This window comes from Klebsiella sp. MBT K-1, assembly GCF_002556465.1.
Classification (GTDB): domain Bacteria; phylum Pseudomonadota; class Gammaproteobacteria; order Enterobacterales; family Enterobacteriaceae; genus Klebsiella; species Klebsiella grimontii.
Map to the genome: position 1 here is coordinate 82,988 of NZ_PDEL01000019.1, position 20,811 is coordinate 103,798.

The window sequence follows — 20,811 nt, forward strand, 5'->3', positions numbered from 1 at the left end:
CTACGCGACGGCGAACATCACGTACAGACCCAGACCTACAGCGATCATCGGGATAGCATCCACCAGACCCATAACGATAAAGAACTGAGTACGCAGCAGAGGAATCAGATCCGGTTGACGCGCTGCGCCTTCCAGGAATTTACCCCCGAGGATGCCGATACCGATCGCAGCACCGATTGCCGCCAGACCCATCATCACAGCGGCAGCCATGTACAGCAGATCCATATTCAGGTTTTCCATGACAGTCTCCAGTTTGTTTCAGTTAAAACGTAGTATGTTGGTAAAAATCAATGCTCTTCAGATGCCATCGACAGATAGACGATCGTCAGAACCATGAAGATGAAGGCTTGCAGCGTAATAATCAGGATGTGGAAAATGGCCCATGGCACATTCAGAATCCACTGTGACCACCACGGCAACAGGCCAGCAATCAGAATGAAAATCAGCTCACCGGCATACATGTTGCCGAACAGTCGCAGACCCAGTGATACAGGTTTTGACAGCAGGCTTACCCCTTCAAGGATTAAGTTGACAGGAATGAACGCCCAGTGATTGAACGGCTGCAGGGTCAGTTCTTTAACGAACCCGCCCACGCCTTTCATTTTGATGCTGTAGAAAAGAATCAGGATAAATACGCCAAGCGCCATCGACAGGGTGATGTTAACGTCAGCTGACGGCACCACGCGCAGAGCAGGCAGACCGAGAACGTGTTCGCCGATCCAAGGGATAAAGTCGATAGGCAGCAGATCCATCAGGTTCATCAGGAATACCCAGACGAACACGGTGAGGGCCAGCGGAGCAATGACCTTGCTCTTGCCATGATACATATCTTTGACGCTGCCATGGACGAAGCCGATGATCATCTCAATAAAGGTCTGGAATTTACCAGGTACGCCGGTTGTCGCCTTTTTAGCCACGCTGCGGAACATAAACAGGAATAACAGACCGAGCACCACTGAGAAAAACATGGAGTCAATGTTGAGCGTCCAGAAGGTGGCCGGGGGGTTGTGCGGATCCACCAGCGAGAATGTACGCAGGTCCAGCTGAAGGTTATTCAGATGGTGGCCTATGTAATCCTGCGGCGTCATATTTTCTGAAGCCATGATGCCTTTTACCCTTTGTTGTTAATTACAGCTGGCGCCAGAACTTGTACCACCAGCACCAAAACCCACGTCACTATCAGCGGCAAAAATACCACTTTCAAAACCGCCAGCGCCATCGCCAGAAAGGCGAAGGTCAGCAACACCTTGAAGGCTTCGCCGATGGCGAAGGACCAGGCCACTCGGCCTCTAGCTGGTGTATGCGCCTGATGACGCCAGGCAAAAATCATAAATATCACGTTTGGCAAAAGAACCGCCAAACCTCCACTCACCGCGGAGATGCCCCAGAAAGGGTCTTTGAGGCTGAACAGCAGTCCACTTGCTATTACTGCCAGTAACTGAATAAACAGAAGCTTACGAGCAACGTTTCGACTCAAGAGCGACACTGACATCACGTTTTTACTCCTGCTCCCTTCGAGGTATGTCGCGTGTCGTATAAAACGTCCTTTAAGACGAAGAGTCAAGCATCAAAAAGCGGACAAATTATACGGTGACGCCCCGTGATTTCAAACAATAAGTAGCAAAATAGTGAATAAATGTTTAATTATTTTCCGACAGACAACTTTTCATGCATTTCACCGTTCTGTGAGCCGTCATGCAAAACTGCAAATACCGCGAAAAATCGGCAATTAAAGCGTGCATCAGATCACATAATAAACATTTTCCGCGAAATCGAATTAATTCTGTACATAAAACTCGATTTTTTATCCTTTTGATATTCAACATAAAAAGTAGGTATTCTTTCTAAAACAATCCCATATACAATAAAAACCTTTTATTGACATTCATAATAAATATTTAACATCGGTATGAACGACAAGCAGCGAGATTTTTAGCGTACTGATATTTTCAATGTTGACTATTCTGCAAGTAAAGTAACCGCGCAAAGTTAACGGAAAGAAAAACCCTGGTAACTCCATGGTTAAAGACAGTCCGATAATACCCTGCCGTGACTTTTATTTTTGTAACATGCACGGCCCGTCTTTTTTTCACATTTTTTGATAAAAATTAAATCATTTTTGGCTGAATCACCACAAGGTGACGCTCCCCTTCCAGCTGAGGCACATGCAGTTCGACAACATCTTTAATGACGAACCCTTCCGGTAGATTTGCCATTTCATCTTCCTGCGCTAACCCTTTGAGCGCATAGAAGTGACCGTTCTCCGCGGGTAAATGATGGCACCAGCTCACCATGTCATTCAGCGACGCAAATGCGCGGCTAATAACGCCATCAAACGGCGGCTCTGCCGGGAACGCTTCCACGCGGCTTTGTACCGGGGTGACGTTATCCAGTTTTAGCTCATGCTGGACCTGGCGGAGAAAACGTACTCGCTTGCCAAGGCTGTCTAACAGGGTGAAGTGGGATTCAGGACGCACGATAGCCAGCGGGATCCCCGGCAGGCCTGGGCCCGTACCGACATCGATAAAACGCGTTCCGTTAAGGTATGGCGCAACAACAATACTATCGAGGATGTGGCGTACCAGCATCTCGTCAGGATCGCGAACCGAGGTCAGGTTATAGGCCTTATTCCACTTATCCAACATGCCAACATAGCCGACAAGCTGGTTTTTCTGGTGATCGGTAAGTGAAATACCTGCTTCATCAAGCAGACGAGAAAGTTTGTTGAGCACGATCGGTACCTGTTTAAAAACAATGAGCCCGGAGGCGATTCGCTTACCGGGCTGAGAAATTAACCTGGCGGACGTCAGATGCGTATCCGCCAATGTATCGTTCAGTGGAAAATCAGGCGCTACGGCGCAGCATTCCCTGCTTTTTCAACCACACCAGCAAAATCGAGATTGCCGCAGGCGTAATGCCGGAAATACGCGATGCCTGCCCTATCGAAGACGGCTTATGGTCGTTCAACTTGGCAATGACCTCGTTCGACAGCCCATTCACCTGGCGATAATCAAGCGTAGCAGGCAGCAACGTGTTCTCGTTGCGCTGTTGTTTCTCGATTTCATCCTGCTGGCGCGCGATGTAGCCTTCGTATTTTACCTGAATTTCGACCTGTTCCGCCGCTTGCTTGTCCTCAAGACCCGGCGAGAACGGCGTCATCTGCACCAGCTGTTCGTAGGTCATTTCCGGACGACGGAGCAAATCTTCACCGTTAGCTTCACGGGATAAAGGCGCTGTCAGATGAGCATTCACTTCCGCAGCGCTTTCCGCCAGCGGATTAACCCAGCTGGCTTTCAGGCGCTGACGTTCACGTTCAATGCTCTCAAGCTTCTGGTTGAAACGCGCCCAGCGTTCGTCATCCACCAGACCCAGTTCACGGCCTTGTTCGGTCAGGCGCAGATCGGCGTTGTCTTCACGCAGCATCAGGCGGTATTCCGCACGAGAGGTAAACATGCGGTACGGTTCTTTGGTACCGAGAGTACAGAGATCGTCTACCAGGACGCCAAGGTAAGCCTGAGAGCGGCCCGGCGCCCATCCCTCGTTCTCGGCGGAGAAACGAGCTGCGTTGAGGCCGGCAAGCAGGCCCTGAGCGGCCGCTTCTTCATAACCGGTAGTGCCGTTAATCTGGCCGGCAAAGAACAGGCCATGGATAAATTTACTTTCCAGCGTCGGTTTCAGGTCACGCGGGTCAAAGAAATCGTACTCAATAGCGTAGCCAGGACGAACGATTTTTGCATTTTCCATCCCCTGCATTGAGCGGACGATTTGCATCTGGACATCGAACGGCAGGCTGGTGGAGATACCGTTTGGATAAATCTCGTTGGACGTCAGTCCTTCCGGCTCGAGGAAGATCTGGTGCTGGTTGCGATCGGCAAAGCGCATGACCTTGTCTTCGATCGAAGGACAGTAGCGCGGGCCGATCCCTTCAATCACGCCGGCATACATCGGGCTGCGATCGAGGTTGTTACGGATCACGTCATGGGTTTTCTCGTTGGTATGCGTGACATAGCACGGTACCTGACGCGGATGTTGAGAAGCATCCCCCATAAACGAGAAGACCGGCATCGGATTATCGCCGTGCTGCTGTGCCAGAACGCTGAAATCAATCGTCCTTGCGTCGATGCGCGGCGGGGTACCGGTTTTCAGGCGGCTGACGCGCAGCGGCAGTTCACGCAAACGACGGGACAGCGGGATCGACGGAGGATCGCCTGCACGGCCGCCGCTGTAGTTATCGAGACCAATATGGATCTTACCGTCAAGAAAGGTTCCGACGGTCAGTACTACCGCTTTGGCGCGGAATTTAAGCCCCATCTGGGTGACGGCGCCGACAACACGATCGTTCTCAACAATCAGATCTTCCACCGCCTGCTGGAAGATCATTAAGTTAGGCTGGTTTTCCAGCGCGGTCCGTACGGCCTGGCGGTACAGCACTCGGTCTGCCTGAGCGCGAGTCGCCCGTACGGCAGGGCCTTTGCTGGCGTTTAGTATCCTAAACTGGATACCTGCGTGGTCAATGGCCTTCGCCATCAGGCCGCCAAGCGCATCCACTTCTTTTACCAGGTGTCCTTTCCCAATGCCGCCAATCGCCGGATTGCAGCTCATCTGCCCCAGCGTGTCGATATTGTGTGTCAAAAGCAGAGTCTGTTGACCCATTCGCGCTGCGGCCATCGCGGCCTCAGTGCCTGCATGACCCCCGCCAATGATGATGACGTCAAAAGGATCCTGATAAAACATGGTGGTATGCCTCGCATAAAGCGGTTTGAAAATAGATTGAAGCCCGGGCCGTGGATTCTACTCAACTTTAGCCTTTCGAGAAAGCGCCGGGATCCTGAGTATTAAAAAGAAGATCTTTTATTTAGAGATCTGTTTTATTGTGATCTCTTATTAGGATCGGCTTGTCTTGTGGATAAGTCAGATCCGCGGTTTAGGATCAACCGTTTAAGAAGGATCGCTTTCTGTGAATGATCGGTGATCCTGGTCCGTATAAGCTGGGATCAAAATGAAGGGTTATACACAGCACAAAATTCAGGCAACGGTTATACTTTGGATAACTACCGGTTGATCCAAGCTTTTAAGCATAGTTATCCACAGAAGAAAGTATGATCTTTACAATTCTCAGAGCAAGTTTTTCCAGGATCCCAGCCAAATCTCGGCCGGATCTTCCGGAATTTCATGTTCGAGGACGTTAATTTTTAGCGTTTCACCGATCTGTTTTGCCCCGCAGGCTTTGAGCGCAGTCTCGAGCTTATCAATCGCTCCGCAGAAGGTATCGTATTCGCGGCTACCAATGCCGATTGCGCCAAAATGGACTGCAGAAAGATCGACCTGCTTCTCCTGAAGCGCTTCATAGAAGGGCAGCAGGTTATCGGGAATATCCCCGGCGCCATGAGTAGAAGAGATAACCAGCCAGATCCCCTGCGGCTGCAGATCTTCGATCAGCGGTCCGTGCAGGATAGTCGTGCTGTGACCAGCCTCTTCCAGCTTTTCCGCCAGATGTTCTGATACATATTCTGCGCTACCCAGCGTACTGCCGCTGATAAGAGTTATCTCTGCCATGATCGCCCGCTCCACTATTAGAGTGGCGTATTGTACGCTGTGAGCGAGCTGGGATCTACCTGTGGAAAAATGTGGGATTAAAAAGCCCGATCATGGGCGGATGGTGCGCATAATCGGGTTTTGCAGGACGATCAGCGTTTCAGTGGACTGAATTTCATCAATTGTTTGGATCTTGTTGATAAGTACATGCTGGAGCGCGTCAATCGATCGGCACATCACTTTTATAAAGATGCTGTAGTGCCCGGTGGTGTAATACGCTTCGGTAACCTCATCCAGACTGTTTAACCTCGCCAGCGCGGAGGGGTAGTCTTTCGCGCTCTTCAGAATAATGCCGATAAAGCACCCCACATCGTAACCCAGCTGCTTGGGGCTGACGTCGATACGCGCGCCGGTAATAATTCCGGCCTGCTTCATTTTCTCTACGCGAACGTGAATGGTCCCCGGGCTGACGCCAAACTGTTTTGCCAGTTCAGCATAGGCGGTACGCGCATTGGCCATGAGGGCCTCAAGGATGCCGCGGTCCAGATTGTCGATCTGATAATTTTCCATAGGTTTTTCTTATGAAGTTTGACGAATATTTCTATTTTAGCCGCAAATTTTAATGAATCAAAATCGATGCAGGCTTTTTGTTGTTGGATTATTGAATTGCAGCGCTGTTTTGTTGCTTAATCAATGGCAACAGGACGCAGGAGTTATAAAAAATGAAAACCGCATACATCGCAAAACAACGCCAGATTAGTTTCGTTAAGTCACACTTTTCCCGCCAGCTTGAAGAGAAGCTCGGCCTGATCGAAGTCCAGGCGCCGATCTTAAGCCGCGTGGGCGATGGGACGCAGGATAACCTCTCTGGTTGCGAAAAAGCGGTTCAGGTTAAAGTGAAAACACTGCCAGATGCCCAGTTTGAAGTGGTTCATTCACTAGCGAAGTGGAAGCGTCAAACCCTGGGACAACACGACTTCAGCGCGGGCGAAGGGCTGTACACGCACATGAAGGCCCTTCGCCCCGATGAAGACCGGTTAACCGCCATCCATTCCGTCTACGTTGACCAGTGGGACTGGGAGCGCGTAATGGGGGATGAAGAACGCCACTGCGGCACGCTGAAAGCAACCGTTGAAGCGATCTATGCCGGGATCAAAGCCACCGAGGACGCCGTCAGTAAAGAGTTTGGCCTCACGCCGTTCTTGCCGGAGACGATCCACTTTGTTCACAGCCAGGAGCTTTTAAGCCGCTATCCGGATCTCGATGCCAAGGGCCGCGAACGAGCGATCGCGAAAGAGCTGGGCGCGGTATTTCTGATCGGTATCGGCGGTAAGCTTTCTGATGGCCAGCGCCACGATGTTCGCGCGCCGGATTACGATGACTGGAGTACGCCTGCCGCTGAAGGCTATGCGGGCCTGAACGGCGACATTCTGGTATGGAACCCGGTTCTGGAAGATGCCTTCGAACTCTCTTCAATGGGGATCCGCGTGGATGCCGAAGCGCTGAAGCGTCAGCTGGCGATGACCGGCGATGAAGATCGCCTGAAGCTGGAATGGCACCAGGCGCTGCTGCGCGGAGAGATGCCGCAGACGATTGGCGGCGGCATTGGCCAGTCTCGCCTGACGATGCTGCTTCTGCAGCTGGATCACATCGGCCAGGTGCAGTGCGGCGTGTGGCCAACCCAGGTTCGTCAAAGCGTTGCCGCGCTTCTTTAATCAGTGATTAACGCCGCCAGCGTCGCAGCAGGCGGCTACGCAACCCGGTATCAAAGCGCCAGATATGATCGAAAACGCGCATAATGCCGGGCTTGCCGTGTACCGACATCGCCACCGCATGAAAACGATGTTGATGTTTATGCTGTAGCTCCCCCACCTTATTGATCACCTCATCCGGCAGGCGCTGGGCGATAAAATCGGAAATCACCACCGCATCAGCATCGACCCACTGCGGATTCTGCATACGCTCAATCACTGCCCGGAAGCAGCTGGCCAGATCGGTGCCGCCGCGAAAACGCTGGCTTAAAAAACGAATTGCCTGCTCCAGCCCCTGCGGGCCGGTGAGTTCGTAGTGCACCACTTCGCTGGAAAACAGCATAATGAAGCAGCGGCGGTTATCCGCCAGAGCGACCCGCATCAGCGCCAGACAAAACGCCTTGGCGCACTGTTCATTGAAACCGCCCATTGAGCCGGAAGTATCGACGCAGACGATAAACGGCCCGCGCGGCTGTTCGTCAACGTCCTGGCGCGTGACCGGCCGTTCGGTGATCTTTTCCTTCCACGCATCGCCGTGTAGCCGATAGGTCAGCAGCTGCTTTTCAACCAGCTTGCGGTAGAACTCAAACTCCAGCTCGGTAATGCCGAGAGTGGCCAGCTCTGGCGGCAGCAGACGCAGAATATCGTCGCTCTGCTGAAGCCCGTCGACCTGCTCCGGCACGGTGGCCGGTTCGCGCACCAGGCTGCGGAAGGTCTCCATCGGCGCATCTTTTTTCGGCACCGCTTTCGCTTCACGCGAGCGTCCCAGTTGTTCAGCTAGCTGCATGAGCTCAGGTTGTTGAGTTAAAAAATCCCCGTAGCGAACGATCAGCTGATAATCGCCGCGCTTCAGCTCTCCGGCGCTCATGTCCCACAGATGCCCAGCCGCATTGTCATTTTCCACCAGCACCGGCTCCAGCTGGCCGCTGAGGGTCATGCGCTCCTGAACTTCGCTCAGCAGCTGATCGCGCTCTTCATCCAGCAACTGCTGATTAAGAGAGGTTGCCTGCACCACCAGGCTCAGGCGCCAGCGCTGGAGGAATAACGTGTGCAGCGCCGGTGTAAAGGTGCTGTTGTCATCCACCAGCTGCTGCGCCTGGCTGGCGAACGGGGAGTGCAGCTTATGCAGCTGGCTGAGAATTTGCGGCAGCTGGACGATAAACTGCGAGGTGGAAAGCCGCTGTGACTGCTGATAGCACTGAACTTCCGCATCCAGTTCGGGCGGGACGTTGGTCTCTTTTAGCCGCGATCTCACCGCTTCCCGCCAGCGAGGAATGTCGGCGGCGATAATATTTTTAAGCCGTGGAAATTTTTCAAAGAATACCGCGAGCTGAGGTGCCGCCAGCAGCGCCAGCAGCATCTCATCGATCATGCCCTCTTCGCCGACTGCCAGCATGACATTCAGCATGTCCAGGGTCATGACTGGCGGGCCTGTTTGATCTGCGTTCCTACGTCCTGCAGGCTGGCTTCAATCCGCCCCAGCCACTCGCCGGGGATAAACAGACATTTTTGCTGTTCGCTGAAGCGGTTATGTTGCTGATGCCATTCGTCGTCCAGCGCCTCCAGCTGCTGCCGGATTTCGGCGGGCATATTTTCCCGTGATTCACTACCGGGTAGGGAGAGCCGCGATCCCTGTAAGCTGACGTCGCGCACGACCAGGTGCTGACTGGTATCGACATCCATATTCAGCTGCTGGGCAAAACCAATACCGTTGAGCTTGCCGCGGATCTCACCGCCTTTCTCCAGCCAATGAGCGAGCTCTTCACGAACGAACGTAATATGAATGACTTCCAGATCGTGCAGTTTGAGCGGCTGCTGGAGAAGCAGCGTTAGCGTCGAATCCTGTACTTCAGCAGGCAGTTCATAATGAGGTTTCCGGCTAAACATCCCGCCGAGACGCGTGACTTTTAGCGCGGTTTTATCGCTTTGCTGCTGTTGAAGCTGAATGCGCCGCTGGATTATCGACCCCAGACGAGTGAGCATCGCCTGCTGCTGCCAGGCGTGGCTGGTCATTAAAGTCTCCAACTGCGCGGACATCAGGTTCATTGTCTCAACGTTGTGCCACAGGCAATCCTTCAGCAGGATCAGGTCTATTGGCGCAATGGTGTCGCGGCCGCTGAAAAAGGCGCTGGCCTGCAGCAGACGAATGGCCTTTTTCCAGCGACGATCTGAGACGTAGGGCGCGTTCGGCAGCGTATCCAACTGCTGGCGCAGCTGGAATATGAGTTCAAACACGCTGTCCGGTAGCTTCACGTTGCCGATATCCTGCTGCCATTGCAGGAACTCCTCGTCGCTGACCTGCAAATTCGCCGGGACAGGATTACTGTTCTCGTCCTGCTGGCTTATCAGCATTGAGCGGAAGTTAGTTTTATCCTGTACCTTATCCAGCCATAACCGGATAAGCATACGGTCGTATAAGGCTTCCAGGCTATTGTCCGCCTCCGGGAGTTCGTTCGACGCCGCCACCAGCAGGCGCATGGGGATTTTCTCTTCGGTCGCCCCGTTGCGGAAATGGCGTTCGTTTATCGCTGTCAGTAGCGTATTGAGGATCGCCGGGCCCGCTTTCCAGATCTCATCGAGAAAAACAATTTCGGCTTCCGGGAGATAGCCGGCGGTCAGACGCTCGTAGCGCCCTTCATCTTTCAGCGCCTGGATGGAGAGCGGGCCAAAGACCTCTTCCGGCGTGGAGAAGCGGGTCATCAGGTATTCAAACGCGCGGGCCTGCTGGAAGGCGAACTTGAGGCGACGGGCAATCAGGCTTTTGGCGATCCCCGGCGGCCCCAGCAGAAAAACGCTCTCGCCGCTGAGGGCGGCAAGCAGGCAAAGGCGTATTGCGTGGCTGCGTTCGAAGAGTCCTTTTTCCAGCGCGGCGCTGAGCCGGGAAATTCTTTCTGCCAGTAAATGTGATTGAGCCATAATAGAGTTGCGTGCTTTTTAGAATGTCGTTGTTAGGTCGAGTATAGATGTTTGATTAGGGGTGGTAATAGCCTGAAGAATCGATTTATTTTCTTTGAGTCAGGTTAAGATGATGTCAGTTAGGGGTACGATTCAGCAAATAATCGTGCATACTGTGCGCCTTTTTGTGGGCCAAGGGACTAGGCACACATTTGTTTTATAAACGAAAAGACTAGTCTATGAGCACTGATAATAAACAATCGCTGCCGGCAATAACGCTGGCGGCAATCGGCGTGGTATACGGCGATATCGGCACCAGCCCACTGTATACACTTCGTGAATGTCTGTCAGGCCAGTTTGGCTTTGGCGTTGAGCGTGATGCTGTTTTTGGCTTCCTGTCGCTCATTTTCTGGCTGTTAATTTTCACCGTATCGCTCAAGTACATCACCTTCGTGATGCGGGCAGATAACGCCGGTGAAGGTGGGATCCTGACGTTAATGTCGCTGGCGGGGCGTAATACCTCCGCACGTGCGACATCGGTACTGGTGATCCTTGGGCTTATCGGCGGCAGCTTCTTTTATGGCGAGGTAGTGATTACGCCTGCCATCTCGGTGATGTCGGCGATAGAAGGGCTGGAAATTATCGCTCCCGACCTGGATACCTGGGTTGTGCCCATCTCCATTATTGTTCTGACACTATTATTCGCTATTCAAAAGCACGGTACCAGCATGGTGGGCAAGCTGTTCGCGCCGATTATGCTGATCTGGTTCCTGCTGCTGGCGGTGCTGGGGGCGCGCAGTATCTTCGCTAACCCGGAGGTGCTGCAGGCGCTGAACCCGTATTGGGCGGTTCATTTCTTCCTTGAATATAAAACCGTTTCGTTTGTGGCGCTGGGGGCGGTGGTGCTGTCAATCACCGGCGTGGAAGCGCTGTATGCCGATATGGGGCATTTCGGTAAATTACCGATTCGCCTGGCCTGGTTTTCGGTGGTATTGCCTTCGCTGGTGCTGAACTACTTTGGCCAGGGGGCGCTGCTGCTCAAACACCCGGAAGCAATTAAAAACCCGTTCTTTCTGCTGGCGCCGGAGTGGGCGCTGATTCCGATGCTGATTATTGCCGCCCTGGCGACGGTTATCGCTTCCCAGGCGGTTATCTCCGGCGTCTTCTCCCTGACTCGTCAGGCGGTGCGTCTGGGATACCTGTCGCCGATGCGTATTATTCATACCTCGGAAATGGAGTCCGGGCAGATTTACATCCCGTTTATCAACTGGCTGCTGTATATCTCGGTGGTCATCGTAATTGTTAGCTTTGAGCACTCCTCTAATCTGGCGGCGGCGTACGGTATTGCGGTGACGGGAACGATGGTGCTGACCACCATTCTGTTCACGACGGTGGCGCGCCAAAACTGGCACTGGAATAAGTTTGTTGTAGCGCTGCTGCTGGTGGCTTTTATGTGCATTGATGTTCCGCTCTTCTCCGCGAACCTCGATAAAATCGTCTCCGGCGGCTGGCTGCCTCTGACCCTCGGTCTGGTGATGTTTACCATCATGACGACCTGGAAGAGCGAGCGTTTCCGCCTGCTGCGTCGGATGCATGAGCACGGTAACTCTCTGGAAGCGATGATCTCTTCGCTTGAAAAATCGCCGCCGGTTCGCGTGCCGGGTACCGCTGTTTATATGTCCCGGGCGCTGAACGTGATTCCTTTTGCTCTGCTACACAACCTGAAGCATAACAAGGTGCTGCACGAGCGGGTGATTTTGCTGACGCTGCGTACCGAAGATGCGCCGTACGTACATAACGTGCGGCGCGTGCAGATTGAGCAGATTTCGCCGTCGTTCTGGCGCGTCGTTGCCAGCTACGGCTGGCGCGAAACGCCGAACGTCGAAGAGGTTTTCCACCGCTGCGGGCTGGAAGGCCTGAGCTGCCGGATGATGGAGACCTCCTTCTTTATGTCGCATGAGTCGTTGATCATCGGCAAGCGGCCGTGGTATCTGCGCCTGCGCGGCAAGCTGTATCTGCTGCTGCAGCGCAACGCCCTGCGAGCGCCGGACCAGTTCGAAATCCCGCCTAACCGGGTTATTGAGCTCGGCACTCAGGTTGAGATCTGATTATCTAAGGCCCTTCTTGATGAAGGGCTTTTTGTTTTTCTCAGCGCTTCTTCCTTTCTTTCACCTGTGTTGCGAAACGTTTCGATGACGATCACAATTCTCACATCTGGTGATGGTTTTCTGTTCTCTTATTGCTAATACTAATACCAGCGAAACGTTTCGCTAATGGAGCAAAAGAGAAAATGAAAAAAGGTACCGTCCTCAATGCTGATATTTCGTCGGTTATCTCCCGTCTGGGTCATACCGATACGCTGGTGGTTTGCGACGCTGGTTTACCGGTTCCCCGCAGCAGCACGCGTATTGATATGGCGTTAACCCACGGGGTGCCCTCCTTTATGCAGGTTCTGGAGGTGGTGACGAGCGAAATGCAGGTTGAAGCGGCTATCCTCGCGGAAGAGATTAAAACCCTTAATCCGCAGCTCCACGCGACGTTGCTCAATCACCTTGAGCAGCTGCAGCAGCACCAGGGAAACACCATTGAAATTCGTTACACCAGTCATGAGCAGTTTAAAAAAGAAACCGCAGACAGTCAGGCGGTGATTCGCAGCGGGGAGTGTTCCCCGTATGCGAACGTTATTCTCTGTGCCGGCGTGACGTTCTGAGGTCGCCGATATGGAAGCCTTATTGCAATTAAAAGGGATCGATAAAGCGTTCCCTGGCGTCAAGGCGCTCTCCGGCGCCTCGCTAAATGTCTATCCGGGCCGCGTGATGGCGCTGGTCGGCGAGAACGGCGCCGGTAAGTCCACCATGATGAAGGTGCTGACCGGTATTTACGCCCGCGATGCCGGTTCGCTGCTGTGGCTGGGGAAAGAAACCACCTTCAACGGTCCTAAATCTTCTCAGGAAGCCGGAATTGGCATCATCCACCAGGAGCTCAACCTGATCCCACAGCTGACGATTGCCGAGAACATTTTCCTCGGTCGTGAGTTTGTGAATCGCTTTGGCAAAATTGACTGGAAGACGATGTACGCCGAAGCCGACAAGCTGCTGGCAAAGCTGAATCTACGTTTTAACAGCCAGAAGCTGGTGGGCGATTTATCGATCGGCGATCAGCAGATGGTCGAGATCGCTAAAGTGCTGAGCTTTGAGTCGAAGGTCATCATTATGGATGAACCCACCGACGCGCTAACCGATACCGAGACCGAATCCCTGTTCCGCGTGATCCGCGAACTGAAATCGCAGGGGCGCGGTATTGTCTATATCTCTCACCGTATGAAAGAGATCTTCGAGATTTGCGATGACGTCACGGTCTTTCGCGATGGGCAGTTTATCGCCGAGCGCGAAGTGGCCAGCCTGGATGAAGATCTGCTAATTGAGATGATGGTTGGCCGCAAGCTGGAGGATCAGTATCCGCGTCTGGACAAAGCGCCGGGCGCGGTTCGCCTTAAGGTCGACAACCTGTGCGGCTCAGGCGTGGAGAATATCTCCTTTATTCTGCGCCAGGGTGAAATTCTCGGCGTCGCCGGGCTGATGGGCGCCGGGCGTACCGAACTGATGAAGGTGCTGTACGGTGCGCTGCCGCGCAGCAGCGGCTCGGTTACCCTTGATGGGCGCGAAGTTGTCGCTCGTTCTCCGCAGGATGGCCTGGCCAACGGCATTGTTTACATCTCCGAAGACCGCAAGCGCGATGGTTTAGTGCTCGGCATGTCGGTTAAAGAGAATATGTCGCTAACCGCGCTGCGTTACTTCAGCCGCGGCGGCGGTAGCCTCAAGCATAAAGATGAACAGCAGGCGGTAAGTGATTTTATCCGCCTGTTTAATGTGAAAACGCCGTCGATGGAGCAGGCTATTGGGCTGCTTTCGGGCGGTAACCAGCAGAAGGTGGCGATCGCCCGCGGGTTGATGACCCGACCGAAGGTGCTGATCCTTGATGAACCGACCCGCGGCGTCGACGTCGGCGCGAAGAAAGAGATCTACCAGCTGATTAACCAGTTTAAAGCCGAAGGCCTGAGCATCATTCTGGTCTCTTCGGAGATGCCGGAAGTGCTGGGCATGAGCGATCGCATCATGGTGATGCATGAAGGGCATCTCGGCGGTGAATTCACACGCGAGCAGGCCACCCAGGAAGTATTGATGGCTGCCGCTGTGGGCAAGCTTAACCGTGTGAATCAGGAGTAAAAAAGATGAATAACCCGGCTGTTTCTGGTCGTCGCTACTTCACAAAAGCGTGGCTGATGGAGCAAAAATCGCTGATAGCCCTGCTGGTGCTGATTGCGATTGTTTCGACCATGAGCCCCAACTTTTTTACCGTGAATAACCTGTTCAATATCCTGCAGCAAACTTCAGTTAACGCCATTATGGCGGTAGGGATGACGCTGGTTATCCTGACCTCGGGCATCGACCTGTCCGTCGGTTCCCTGCTGGCGCTGACCGGCGCGGTTGCCGCGTCAATTGTCGGAATTGAGGTTAACGCGCTGGTGGCCGTAGCCGCTGCGCTGGCGTTAGGGGCGGCAATTGGCGCCGTGACCGGCGTGATTGTGGCGAAAGGGCGCGTCCAGGCATTTATCGCCACGCTGGTGATGATGCTGCTGCTGCGCGGCGTGACGATGGTTTATACCAACGGTAGCCCGGTGAATACCGGTTTTACCGATAATGCCGATCTGTTTGGCTGGTTCGGGATTGGTCGTCCGCTGGGGATCCCAACGCCGGTGTGGATTATGGCGATCGTCTTCCTGGCCGCCTGGTACATGCTGCACCATACCCGTCTGGGCCGTTATATCTACGCCCTCGGCGGTAACGAGGCGGCAACGCGTCTTTCCGGCATCAGCGTGAATAAAGTTAAGATCATCGTCTATTCTTTGTGCGGCATGCTGGCCTCGCTGGCCGGCATTATTGAGGTCGCGCGTCTCTCCTCCGCGCAGCCGACGGCGGGCACCGGATATGAACTGGATGCGATTGCGGCGGTGGTGCTGGGGGGGACCAGCCTTGCGGGCGGTAAAGGGCGTATTGTCGGCACGTTGATTGGCGCGTTGATCCTTGGCTTTCTGAACAACGGACTGAATTTATTAGGCGTTTCATCCTATTACCAGATGATCGTGAAAGCGGTGGTTATTTTGCTGGCGGTACTGGTAGATAACAAGAAGCAGTAACTGAGAACTCTACAGGACATCTTAACTATGAATATGAAAAAACTGGCGACCCTGGTCTCTGCTGTAGCGTTAAGTGCGACCGTAAGCGCAAACGCGATGGCAAAAGACACTATCGCTCTGGTTATCTCAACCCTTAACAACCCATTCTTTGTCTCTCTGAAAGAGGGGGCGCAAAAAGAAGCGGATAAACTTGGCTATAACCTGGTGGTTCTGGATTCACAGAACAACCCGGCCATAGAGCTGGCTAACGTTCAGGATTTAACCGTCCGCGGCACCAAACTGCTGCTGATCAACCCAACGGATTCCGATGCGGTGGGTAATGCCGTAAAGCTGGCTAACCAGGCGAAAATTCCGGTTATCACCCTCGACCGTCAGGCATCAAAAGGTGATGTGGTTAGCCATATCGCGTCTGATAACGTGCTGGGCGGCAAAATGGCCGGTGACTATATCGCCAAAAAAGTCGGCGAAAACGCGAAGATCATTGAACTACAGGGCATTGCCGGGACGTCCGCGGCGCGCGAGCGTGGCGAAGGTTTCCAGCAGGCCGTGGCTGCACATAAGTTTAACGTGCTGGCCAGCCAGCCGGCAGATTTTGACCGTACTAAGGGCCTGAACGTCATGCAGAACCTGCTGACGGCGCATCCGGATGTACAGGCGGTATTTGCCCAGAATGATGAAATGGCGCTGGGCGCGCTGCGTGCGCTGCAAACGGCAGGCAAATCTGATGTGATGGTTGTTGGATTTGACGGCACTCCGGATGGCGAAAAAGCGGTAAATAGTGGCAAACTGGCAGCGACCATCGCCCAGTTACCGGAGCAGATCGGCGTGAAAGGCGTTGAGACAGCCGATAAAGTGCTGAAGGGCGAAAAAGTGGAGACCAGCTATCCGGTTGAGTTGAAACTGGTCATTAAGCAATAATGTGCGATTCGGATCGGCGACGGTCCGAGGGACAACATAATAAAGAAAAGCAGGGCATGCGCCACCGGATTCCGGTGGCGCGATTTCCGGGAATATTGATTATGAAAACCGCAGGCAAACTTGTCGTCCTTGGCAGTATCAACGCCGATCACATCCTTAATCTCGACGCCTTCCCTACGCCCGGTGAAACCGTCACCGGTCATCATTATCAGGTCGCTTTCGGCGGTAAGGGCGCAAACCAGGCGGTTGCCGCCGGACGCAGCGGGGCAAATATCTCCTTTATCGCCTGTACCGGCGATGACGATATTGGCGAACGCGTTCGTCGTCAGCTGGAAAGTGATAATATCGACGTCGCGCCGGTCAGGGCCGTTGCCGGAGAATCAACCGGCGTGGCGCTGATTTTTGTTAACGCTGAAGGTGAAAACACCATCGGTATTCACGCCGGCGCTAACGCCGCGCTCTGCGTTGCGCAGGTTGATGCGGAAAAAGAGCGTATTGCCAGCGCGCAGGCGCTGCTGATGCAGCTGGAATCGCCGCTGGAAAGCGTACTGGCGGCGGCGAAAATCGCTCACCAGAATCAAACCTCGGTCATACTCAATCCTGCTCCGGCGCGTGAATTGCCGGATGAACTGTTAACGCTGGTGGATATTATTACCCCTAACGAGACCGAAGCGGAAAAGCTTACCGGCGTGCGCGTGGAAAACGATGAGGATGCGGCAAAAGCCGCTAAAGTGCTCCATGATAAAGGTATTGGTACGGTGATCATTACGCTTGGCAGCCGTGGCGTATGGGCGAGCAGCGAAGGTAACGGTCGTCGGGTTCCGGGGTTTAAAGTGCAGGCGGTTGACACCATTGCCGCTGGCGATACCTTTAATGGCGCGCTGGTCACCGCGCTGCTCGAAGGTCGCGAACTGGCGGAGGCAATTCGTTTTGCCCATGCAGCCGCGGCTATCGCCGTCACCCGAAAAGGGGCTCAGCCCTCCGTGCCCTGGCGAAAAGAAATAGACGAATTTTTACGTCAACAGGGGTAACGCTTGGCCACCATGAAGGATGTAGCCCGCATCGCGGGCGTTTCCACTTCGACGGTTTCTCATGTCATTAACAAAGATCGTTTCGTTAGCGAAGCGATTACCGCTAAAGTCGACGCCGCGATTAAAAGCCTGAACTACGCGCCGTCCGCGCTGGCGCGCAGCCTCAAATTAAATCAAACCCGCACCATAGGTATGCTCATTACCGCCAGTACCAATCCGTTTTACTCGGAGCTGGTGCGCGGCGTGGAGCGCAGCTGCTTCGAGCGGGGTTATAGCCTGGTGCTGTGTAATACCGAAGGCGATGAGCAGCGCATGAACCGTAATCTGGAGACGCTGATGCAAAAGCGCGTCGATGGTTTACTGCTGTTGTGCACTGAAACGCATCAACCTTCGCCGGAGATTATGCAGCGTTACCCTTCTGTTCCGACGGTGATGATGGACTGGGCGCCGTTCGACGGCGATAGCGATCTGATTCAGGATAACTCTCTGCTGGGCGGCGATATGGCGACGAAGTATCTGATCGACCAGGGCTATACGCGAATTGCCTGTATTGCGGGTCCGCTGGATAAAACGCCTGCCCGGCTGCGCCTGGAGGGGTATCAGGCAGCGATGGCTCGGGCCGGACTCACGGTACCTGAAGGATATGTGATTAGCAGCGATTTTGAGTTTGGCGGCGGATTTAGCGCCATGCAGAAGCTGCTGACCCTCTCAGCGTTGCCGCAGGCGGTGTTTATCGGTAACGATGCGATGGCGGTGGGCGCCTACCAGGCCCTTTATCAGGGCGGCCTGCGCATCCCTCAGGATATGGCGCTGGTAGGCTATGACGACATTGAACTGGCGCGCTATATGACGCCGCCGTTAACCACGATTCATCAACCGAAAGATGAACTGGGCGAGCTGGCCATCGATGTGCTGATTCACCGCATGGCCGATCCGGGGCAAAAACAGCAGCGCGTGCAGTTAACCCCCGAGCTGGTGGTCCGCGGTTCAGCCTAACGCTTGTGCCGCTCCTTAATCAGGTTGCGGCCATCTTTTGCTCTTAATAAGGTAAATACCAGCGCCGATACCACGGTGATTGCCCCCATGGTAATAAAGGTGTAGTGGAACTGTTCAATGGTATTTGCGCTATCGAATCCTTCATAAAAACGCAGCACCGCCGCGCTAACGGCGACCCCGAGGCTAATCGACAGCTGCTGGGTAACGGCCAACATGCTGTTGCCGCTGCTGGCGTTGTCATCGGTTAAATCGGCGAGCGTGATGGTATTCATTGAGGTGAACTGGGTGGACATCGCCATGCCCAGAACGAATAGCGGCAGCAGCAGCATCCAGATCGACATATCCGGAGATTGCAGCGAAAACTGAGCGATCATCAGGCCGATAAATATCGTGACCCCGACCAGCGTTTTACGGTAACCAAACCAGCGAAGTATCTGGGTGACGGTTGATTTGGCAATAATCGAACCAATAGCCGTAGGCGCTATCATGCAGCCGGCGATAATCGCCGGATAACCGAAGCCAACCTGTAACATCAGCGGCATCAGGAACGGAACGCAGCCGGTACCCAGGCGCGTGGCCAGGTTCCCCGCGATCCCGACAGAGAAGGTATGCGTCTTAAATAAAGAAAGCGAAATGAGCGGTGTGGGATGACGGCGAGCGTGGCGAATATAGGCCCACAGTAAAATGATGCTCAGAGCGATAACGGCCAGAGCCATCCATGTGGCGACAATTTTCTCACCAAACAGCTCGATTCCGCTAGAGAACAGCACCAGGCTCAGGCCAAACAGGATAAAACCGAGCGTGTCGAAGCGGCGACGCGGCGTGGTGAAATCCGGCATATATTTGCGGGCATACACGATCCCGATAATACCGATGGGAATATTAATCAGGAAAATCCAGTGCCAGCTGGCCCAGGTCACCAGTACGCCGCCGAGCACGGGGCCGAGGATAGGGCCGACCAGTCCAGGCATCGTGACGAAGTTGAGTACCGGCAGCAGTTCGCTGCGCGGATAGGCGCGCAGTAACGCCAGCCTCGCTACTGGCATCATCATTGCCCCGCCGATGCCCTGAATGACGCGGAAGATAACCAGTTCCATTAGCGAGTTTGACAGGGCGCAGGCAAGAGAACCGAGTGTGAACAGGCTGACGGCGATGATAAATACTTTCCGCGTGCCGAAACGGTCGGCCAGCCAACCGCTGACCGGAATAAGCATAGCCACCGTCAGCGTATAGCTGATGATGGCCGATTGCATCGCTAGCGGTGAACGGTTGAGGCTATGGGCGATAGCGGGAAGGGCTGTATTCAGAATGGTGGCGTCGAGCGCCTGCATAAAAAAAGCCATCGCTGCGATCCATGGCAGCCCGGCCATACTGCGGCCTTTCTTTTTGGTCATTCGTTACCCTTGCGATTTGTCGGAATGATTGGGGGCACTCAGCAACGCCTGGCAGGCGCTAAGCGCTCGCGAGCCGTCGCTATCCAGAATGGCATCAACGATTGCCTGATGCAGATCCAGCTTCACCACTTCATTCTGCGTAATTGACGTGAAGTAGGTGTGATAGACCGAATGAAATAAAGAGGCGAAAGAGATCAGGAAAGGGTTACCGCTCATTTCATATATATGTTCATGCCAGGCCATATCGACTTCAATCCAGCGCTCGCGCTGAAAGTTCCTCTTTAGCTCAACCATCTCCTCCATCAAGGCGTTAAGCTGGGCCTTTTGCTCCGGCGAGCCTGACGTTGACGCCAGAAAACAGGCTTGAGGTTCCAGGCTGCCGCGCATAACAAGGAAATGGCTGACAACATCAGAGAAGTTATCTTCTGTTAACCACCAGGCCAGGAGTTCTTTATCGAGGAAGTTCCAGCTGCTGCGCGGCATCACCCGCGTACCGATGCGTGGCCGTGGTAAAAGCATACCTTTTGCCGTTAGCGTCTTCACCGCTTCACGCACGGCCGTGCGGCTCACGCCAAACTGCTCGCCCAGCTCCATCTCGCCGGGAAGGATACTTTCTGGCTGATATTCACCGGTCAAAATTTTTTGAGCCAGCTTCTCCGCTAATACCCAGGAGATATTCTTTTGTGCCGCCAACTGCTGTGCGCTTAAAGACATACATGCCGTTCCTTTCTCTTTTTTACCTTACCAGTATGCCATCTGACGGCTTGCTTCGTTGGTTAAAACGGCAAAACGCTGGTTTTTTGCTACATTACGCGCCGTAATGATGAAAAAAGAGGCGGTTGAAAAGTTTTTTGCATTTAGCCCTTGTCACTTCGGAATAACTCCCTATAATGCGCCTCCACTGACACGGAACAACGGCACGCAAGCCGCCGGGTCAGCGGGATTCAGCGATGAATACCGACAGAGAAAAGCGAAATTAAACGCTTGACTCTGAATGAGGAAAACGTATTATACGGGACCTCGCAACGGTGAGCGAAAGCCGCGTTGCACTGCTCTTTAACAATTTATCAGACAATCTGTGTGGGCACTCAAAG

General features: G+C 53.8%; 19 protein-coding genes. 8 read left to right on the top strand and 11 right to left on the bottom strand.

From position 1 onward, the window contains the following. From atpE to asnC, 7 genes are all read right to left on the bottom strand, one after another. Positions 1-240, bottom strand: coding sequence for a F0F1 ATP synthase subunit C (atpE, locus tag CMQ96_RS24285; protein ID WP_000429386.1), 240 nt, complete (start codon positions 238-240; stop codon positions 1-3). Positions 241-287: 47 nt separating this feature from the next. Further along, a complete protein-coding gene (gene atpB / locus CMQ96_RS24290) occupies positions 288-1,103 on the bottom strand; it encodes a F0F1 ATP synthase subunit A (RefSeq protein WP_004127037.1) in 816 nt (271 codons plus the stop codon). 8 nt (positions 1,104-1,111) lie between these two features. Further along, positions 1,112-1,492 carry a F0F1 ATP synthase subunit I gene (atpI, locus tag CMQ96_RS24295; protein ID WP_004871906.1) on the bottom strand — a complete coding sequence of 127 codons (381 nt, stop codon included), beginning with the start codon at positions 1,490-1,492 and terminating at the stop codon, positions 1,112-1,114. Between the two features lie 616 nt (positions 1,493-2,108). Then, the gene (rsmG, locus tag CMQ96_RS24300; RefSeq protein WP_024360533.1) at positions 2,109-2,732 is read right to left on the bottom strand and encodes a 16S rRNA (guanine(527)-N(7))-methyltransferase RsmG; all 624 of its coding nucleotides are present in this window, start codon (positions 2,730-2,732) and stop codon (positions 2,109-2,111) included. A 112-nt stretch (positions 2,733-2,844) separates the two neighbouring features. Continuing rightward, on the bottom strand, positions 2,845-4,734 hold the full coding sequence (gene mnmG / locus CMQ96_RS24305; protein ID WP_098067451.1) for a tRNA uridine-5-carboxymethylaminomethyl(34) synthesis enzyme MnmG: 1,890 nt from the start codon (positions 4,732-4,734) through the stop codon (positions 2,845-2,847). Positions 4,735-5,115: 381 nt separating this feature from the next. Further along, on the bottom strand, positions 5,116-5,556 hold the full coding sequence (mioC, locus tag CMQ96_RS24310) for an FMN-binding protein MioC (RefSeq protein ID WP_024360531.1): 441 nt from the start codon (positions 5,554-5,556) through the stop codon (positions 5,116-5,118). 90 nt (positions 5,557-5,646) lie between these two features. Beyond that, a complete protein-coding gene (gene asnC, locus CMQ96_RS24315; protein ID WP_004107306.1) occupies positions 5,647-6,105 on the bottom strand; it encodes a transcriptional regulator AsnC in 459 nt (152 codons plus the stop codon). A 152-nt stretch (positions 6,106-6,257) separates the two neighbouring features. Here asnC and asnA point away from each other — a divergent pair, with 152 nt between their 5' ends. Beyond that, positions 6,258-7,250, top strand: coding sequence for an aspartate--ammonia ligase (gene asnA, locus CMQ96_RS24320; RefSeq protein ID WP_024360530.1), 993 nt, complete (start codon positions 6,258-6,260; stop codon positions 7,248-7,250). Positions 7,251-7,257: 7 nt separating this feature from the next. Here the strand turns inward: asnA and viaA are convergent, their stop codons facing one another. Together viaA and ravA are read right to left on the bottom strand one after the other, a co-directional pair. Next, a complete protein-coding gene (gene viaA, locus CMQ96_RS24325) occupies positions 7,258-8,706 on the bottom strand; it encodes an ATPase RavA stimulator ViaA (protein WP_049131988.1) in 1,449 nt (482 codons plus the stop codon). Continuing rightward, entirely contained in the window at positions 8,703-10,202 is a 1,500-nt protein-coding gene (gene ravA, locus CMQ96_RS24330; RefSeq protein WP_004871927.1) for an ATPase RavA, read from the bottom strand. The genes viaA and ravA overlap by 4 nt, the downstream gene beginning before the upstream one ends. 218 nt (positions 10,203-10,420) lie before the next feature. Between ravA and kup the strand changes: the two genes are divergently transcribed. From kup to rbsR, 7 genes are all read left to right on the top strand, one after another. Further along, positions 10,421-12,289, top strand: a complete 1,869-nt coding sequence (gene kup / locus CMQ96_RS24335; RefSeq protein ID WP_004871930.1) for a low affinity potassium transporter Kup — start codon at positions 10,421-10,423, stop codon at positions 12,287-12,289. A 182-nt stretch (positions 12,290-12,471) separates the two neighbouring features. After that, positions 12,472-12,891: a D-ribose pyranase gene (gene rbsD, locus CMQ96_RS24340; protein ID WP_064343366.1), complete on the top strand. Its 420-nt coding sequence runs from the start codon at positions 12,472-12,474 to the stop codon at positions 12,889-12,891. Positions 12,892-12,901: 10 nt separating this feature from the next. Further along, on the top strand, positions 12,902-14,407 hold the full coding sequence (gene rbsA, locus CMQ96_RS24345; protein ID WP_024360528.1) for a ribose ABC transporter ATP-binding protein RbsA: 1,506 nt from the start codon (positions 12,902-12,904) through the stop codon (positions 14,405-14,407). A 5-nt stretch (positions 14,408-14,412) separates the two neighbouring features. Continuing rightward, positions 14,413-15,378: a ribose ABC transporter permease gene (rbsC, locus tag CMQ96_RS24350; RefSeq protein WP_004855792.1), complete on the top strand. Its 966-nt coding sequence runs from the start codon at positions 14,413-14,415 to the stop codon at positions 15,376-15,378. A gap of 27 nt (positions 15,379-15,405) precedes the next feature. Continuing rightward, positions 15,406-16,296 (top strand): ribose ABC transporter substrate-binding protein RbsB, encoded by an 891-nt coding sequence (gene rbsB / locus CMQ96_RS24355; protein WP_098067452.1) that lies wholly within the window; start codon positions 15,406-15,408, stop codon positions 16,294-16,296. Between the two features lie 98 nt (positions 16,297-16,394). Continuing rightward, positions 16,395-17,327, top strand: a complete 933-nt coding sequence (gene rbsK / locus CMQ96_RS24360; RefSeq protein ID WP_024360526.1) for a ribokinase — start codon at positions 16,395-16,397, stop codon at positions 17,325-17,327. A 3-nt stretch (positions 17,328-17,330) separates the two neighbouring features. After that, positions 17,331-18,323 carry a ribose operon transcriptional repressor RbsR gene (rbsR, locus tag CMQ96_RS24365; protein ID WP_004871939.1) on the top strand — a complete coding sequence of 331 codons (993 nt, stop codon included), beginning with the start codon at positions 17,331-17,333 and terminating at the stop codon, positions 18,321-18,323. Here rbsR and mdtD read toward each other — a convergent pair. Then, the gene (gene mdtD, locus CMQ96_RS24370) at positions 18,320-19,717 is read right to left on the bottom strand and encodes a multidrug transporter subunit MdtD (RefSeq protein ID WP_098067453.1); all 1,398 of its coding nucleotides are present in this window, start codon (positions 19,715-19,717) and stop codon (positions 18,320-18,322) included. The genes rbsR and mdtD overlap by 4 nt on opposite strands. A gap of 3 nt (positions 19,718-19,720) precedes the next feature. Continuing rightward, entirely contained in the window at positions 19,721-20,431 is a 711-nt protein-coding gene (locus CMQ96_RS24375; protein WP_004871943.1) for a FadR/GntR family transcriptional regulator, read from the bottom strand. Positions 20,432-20,811: the final 380 nt, after the last annotated feature.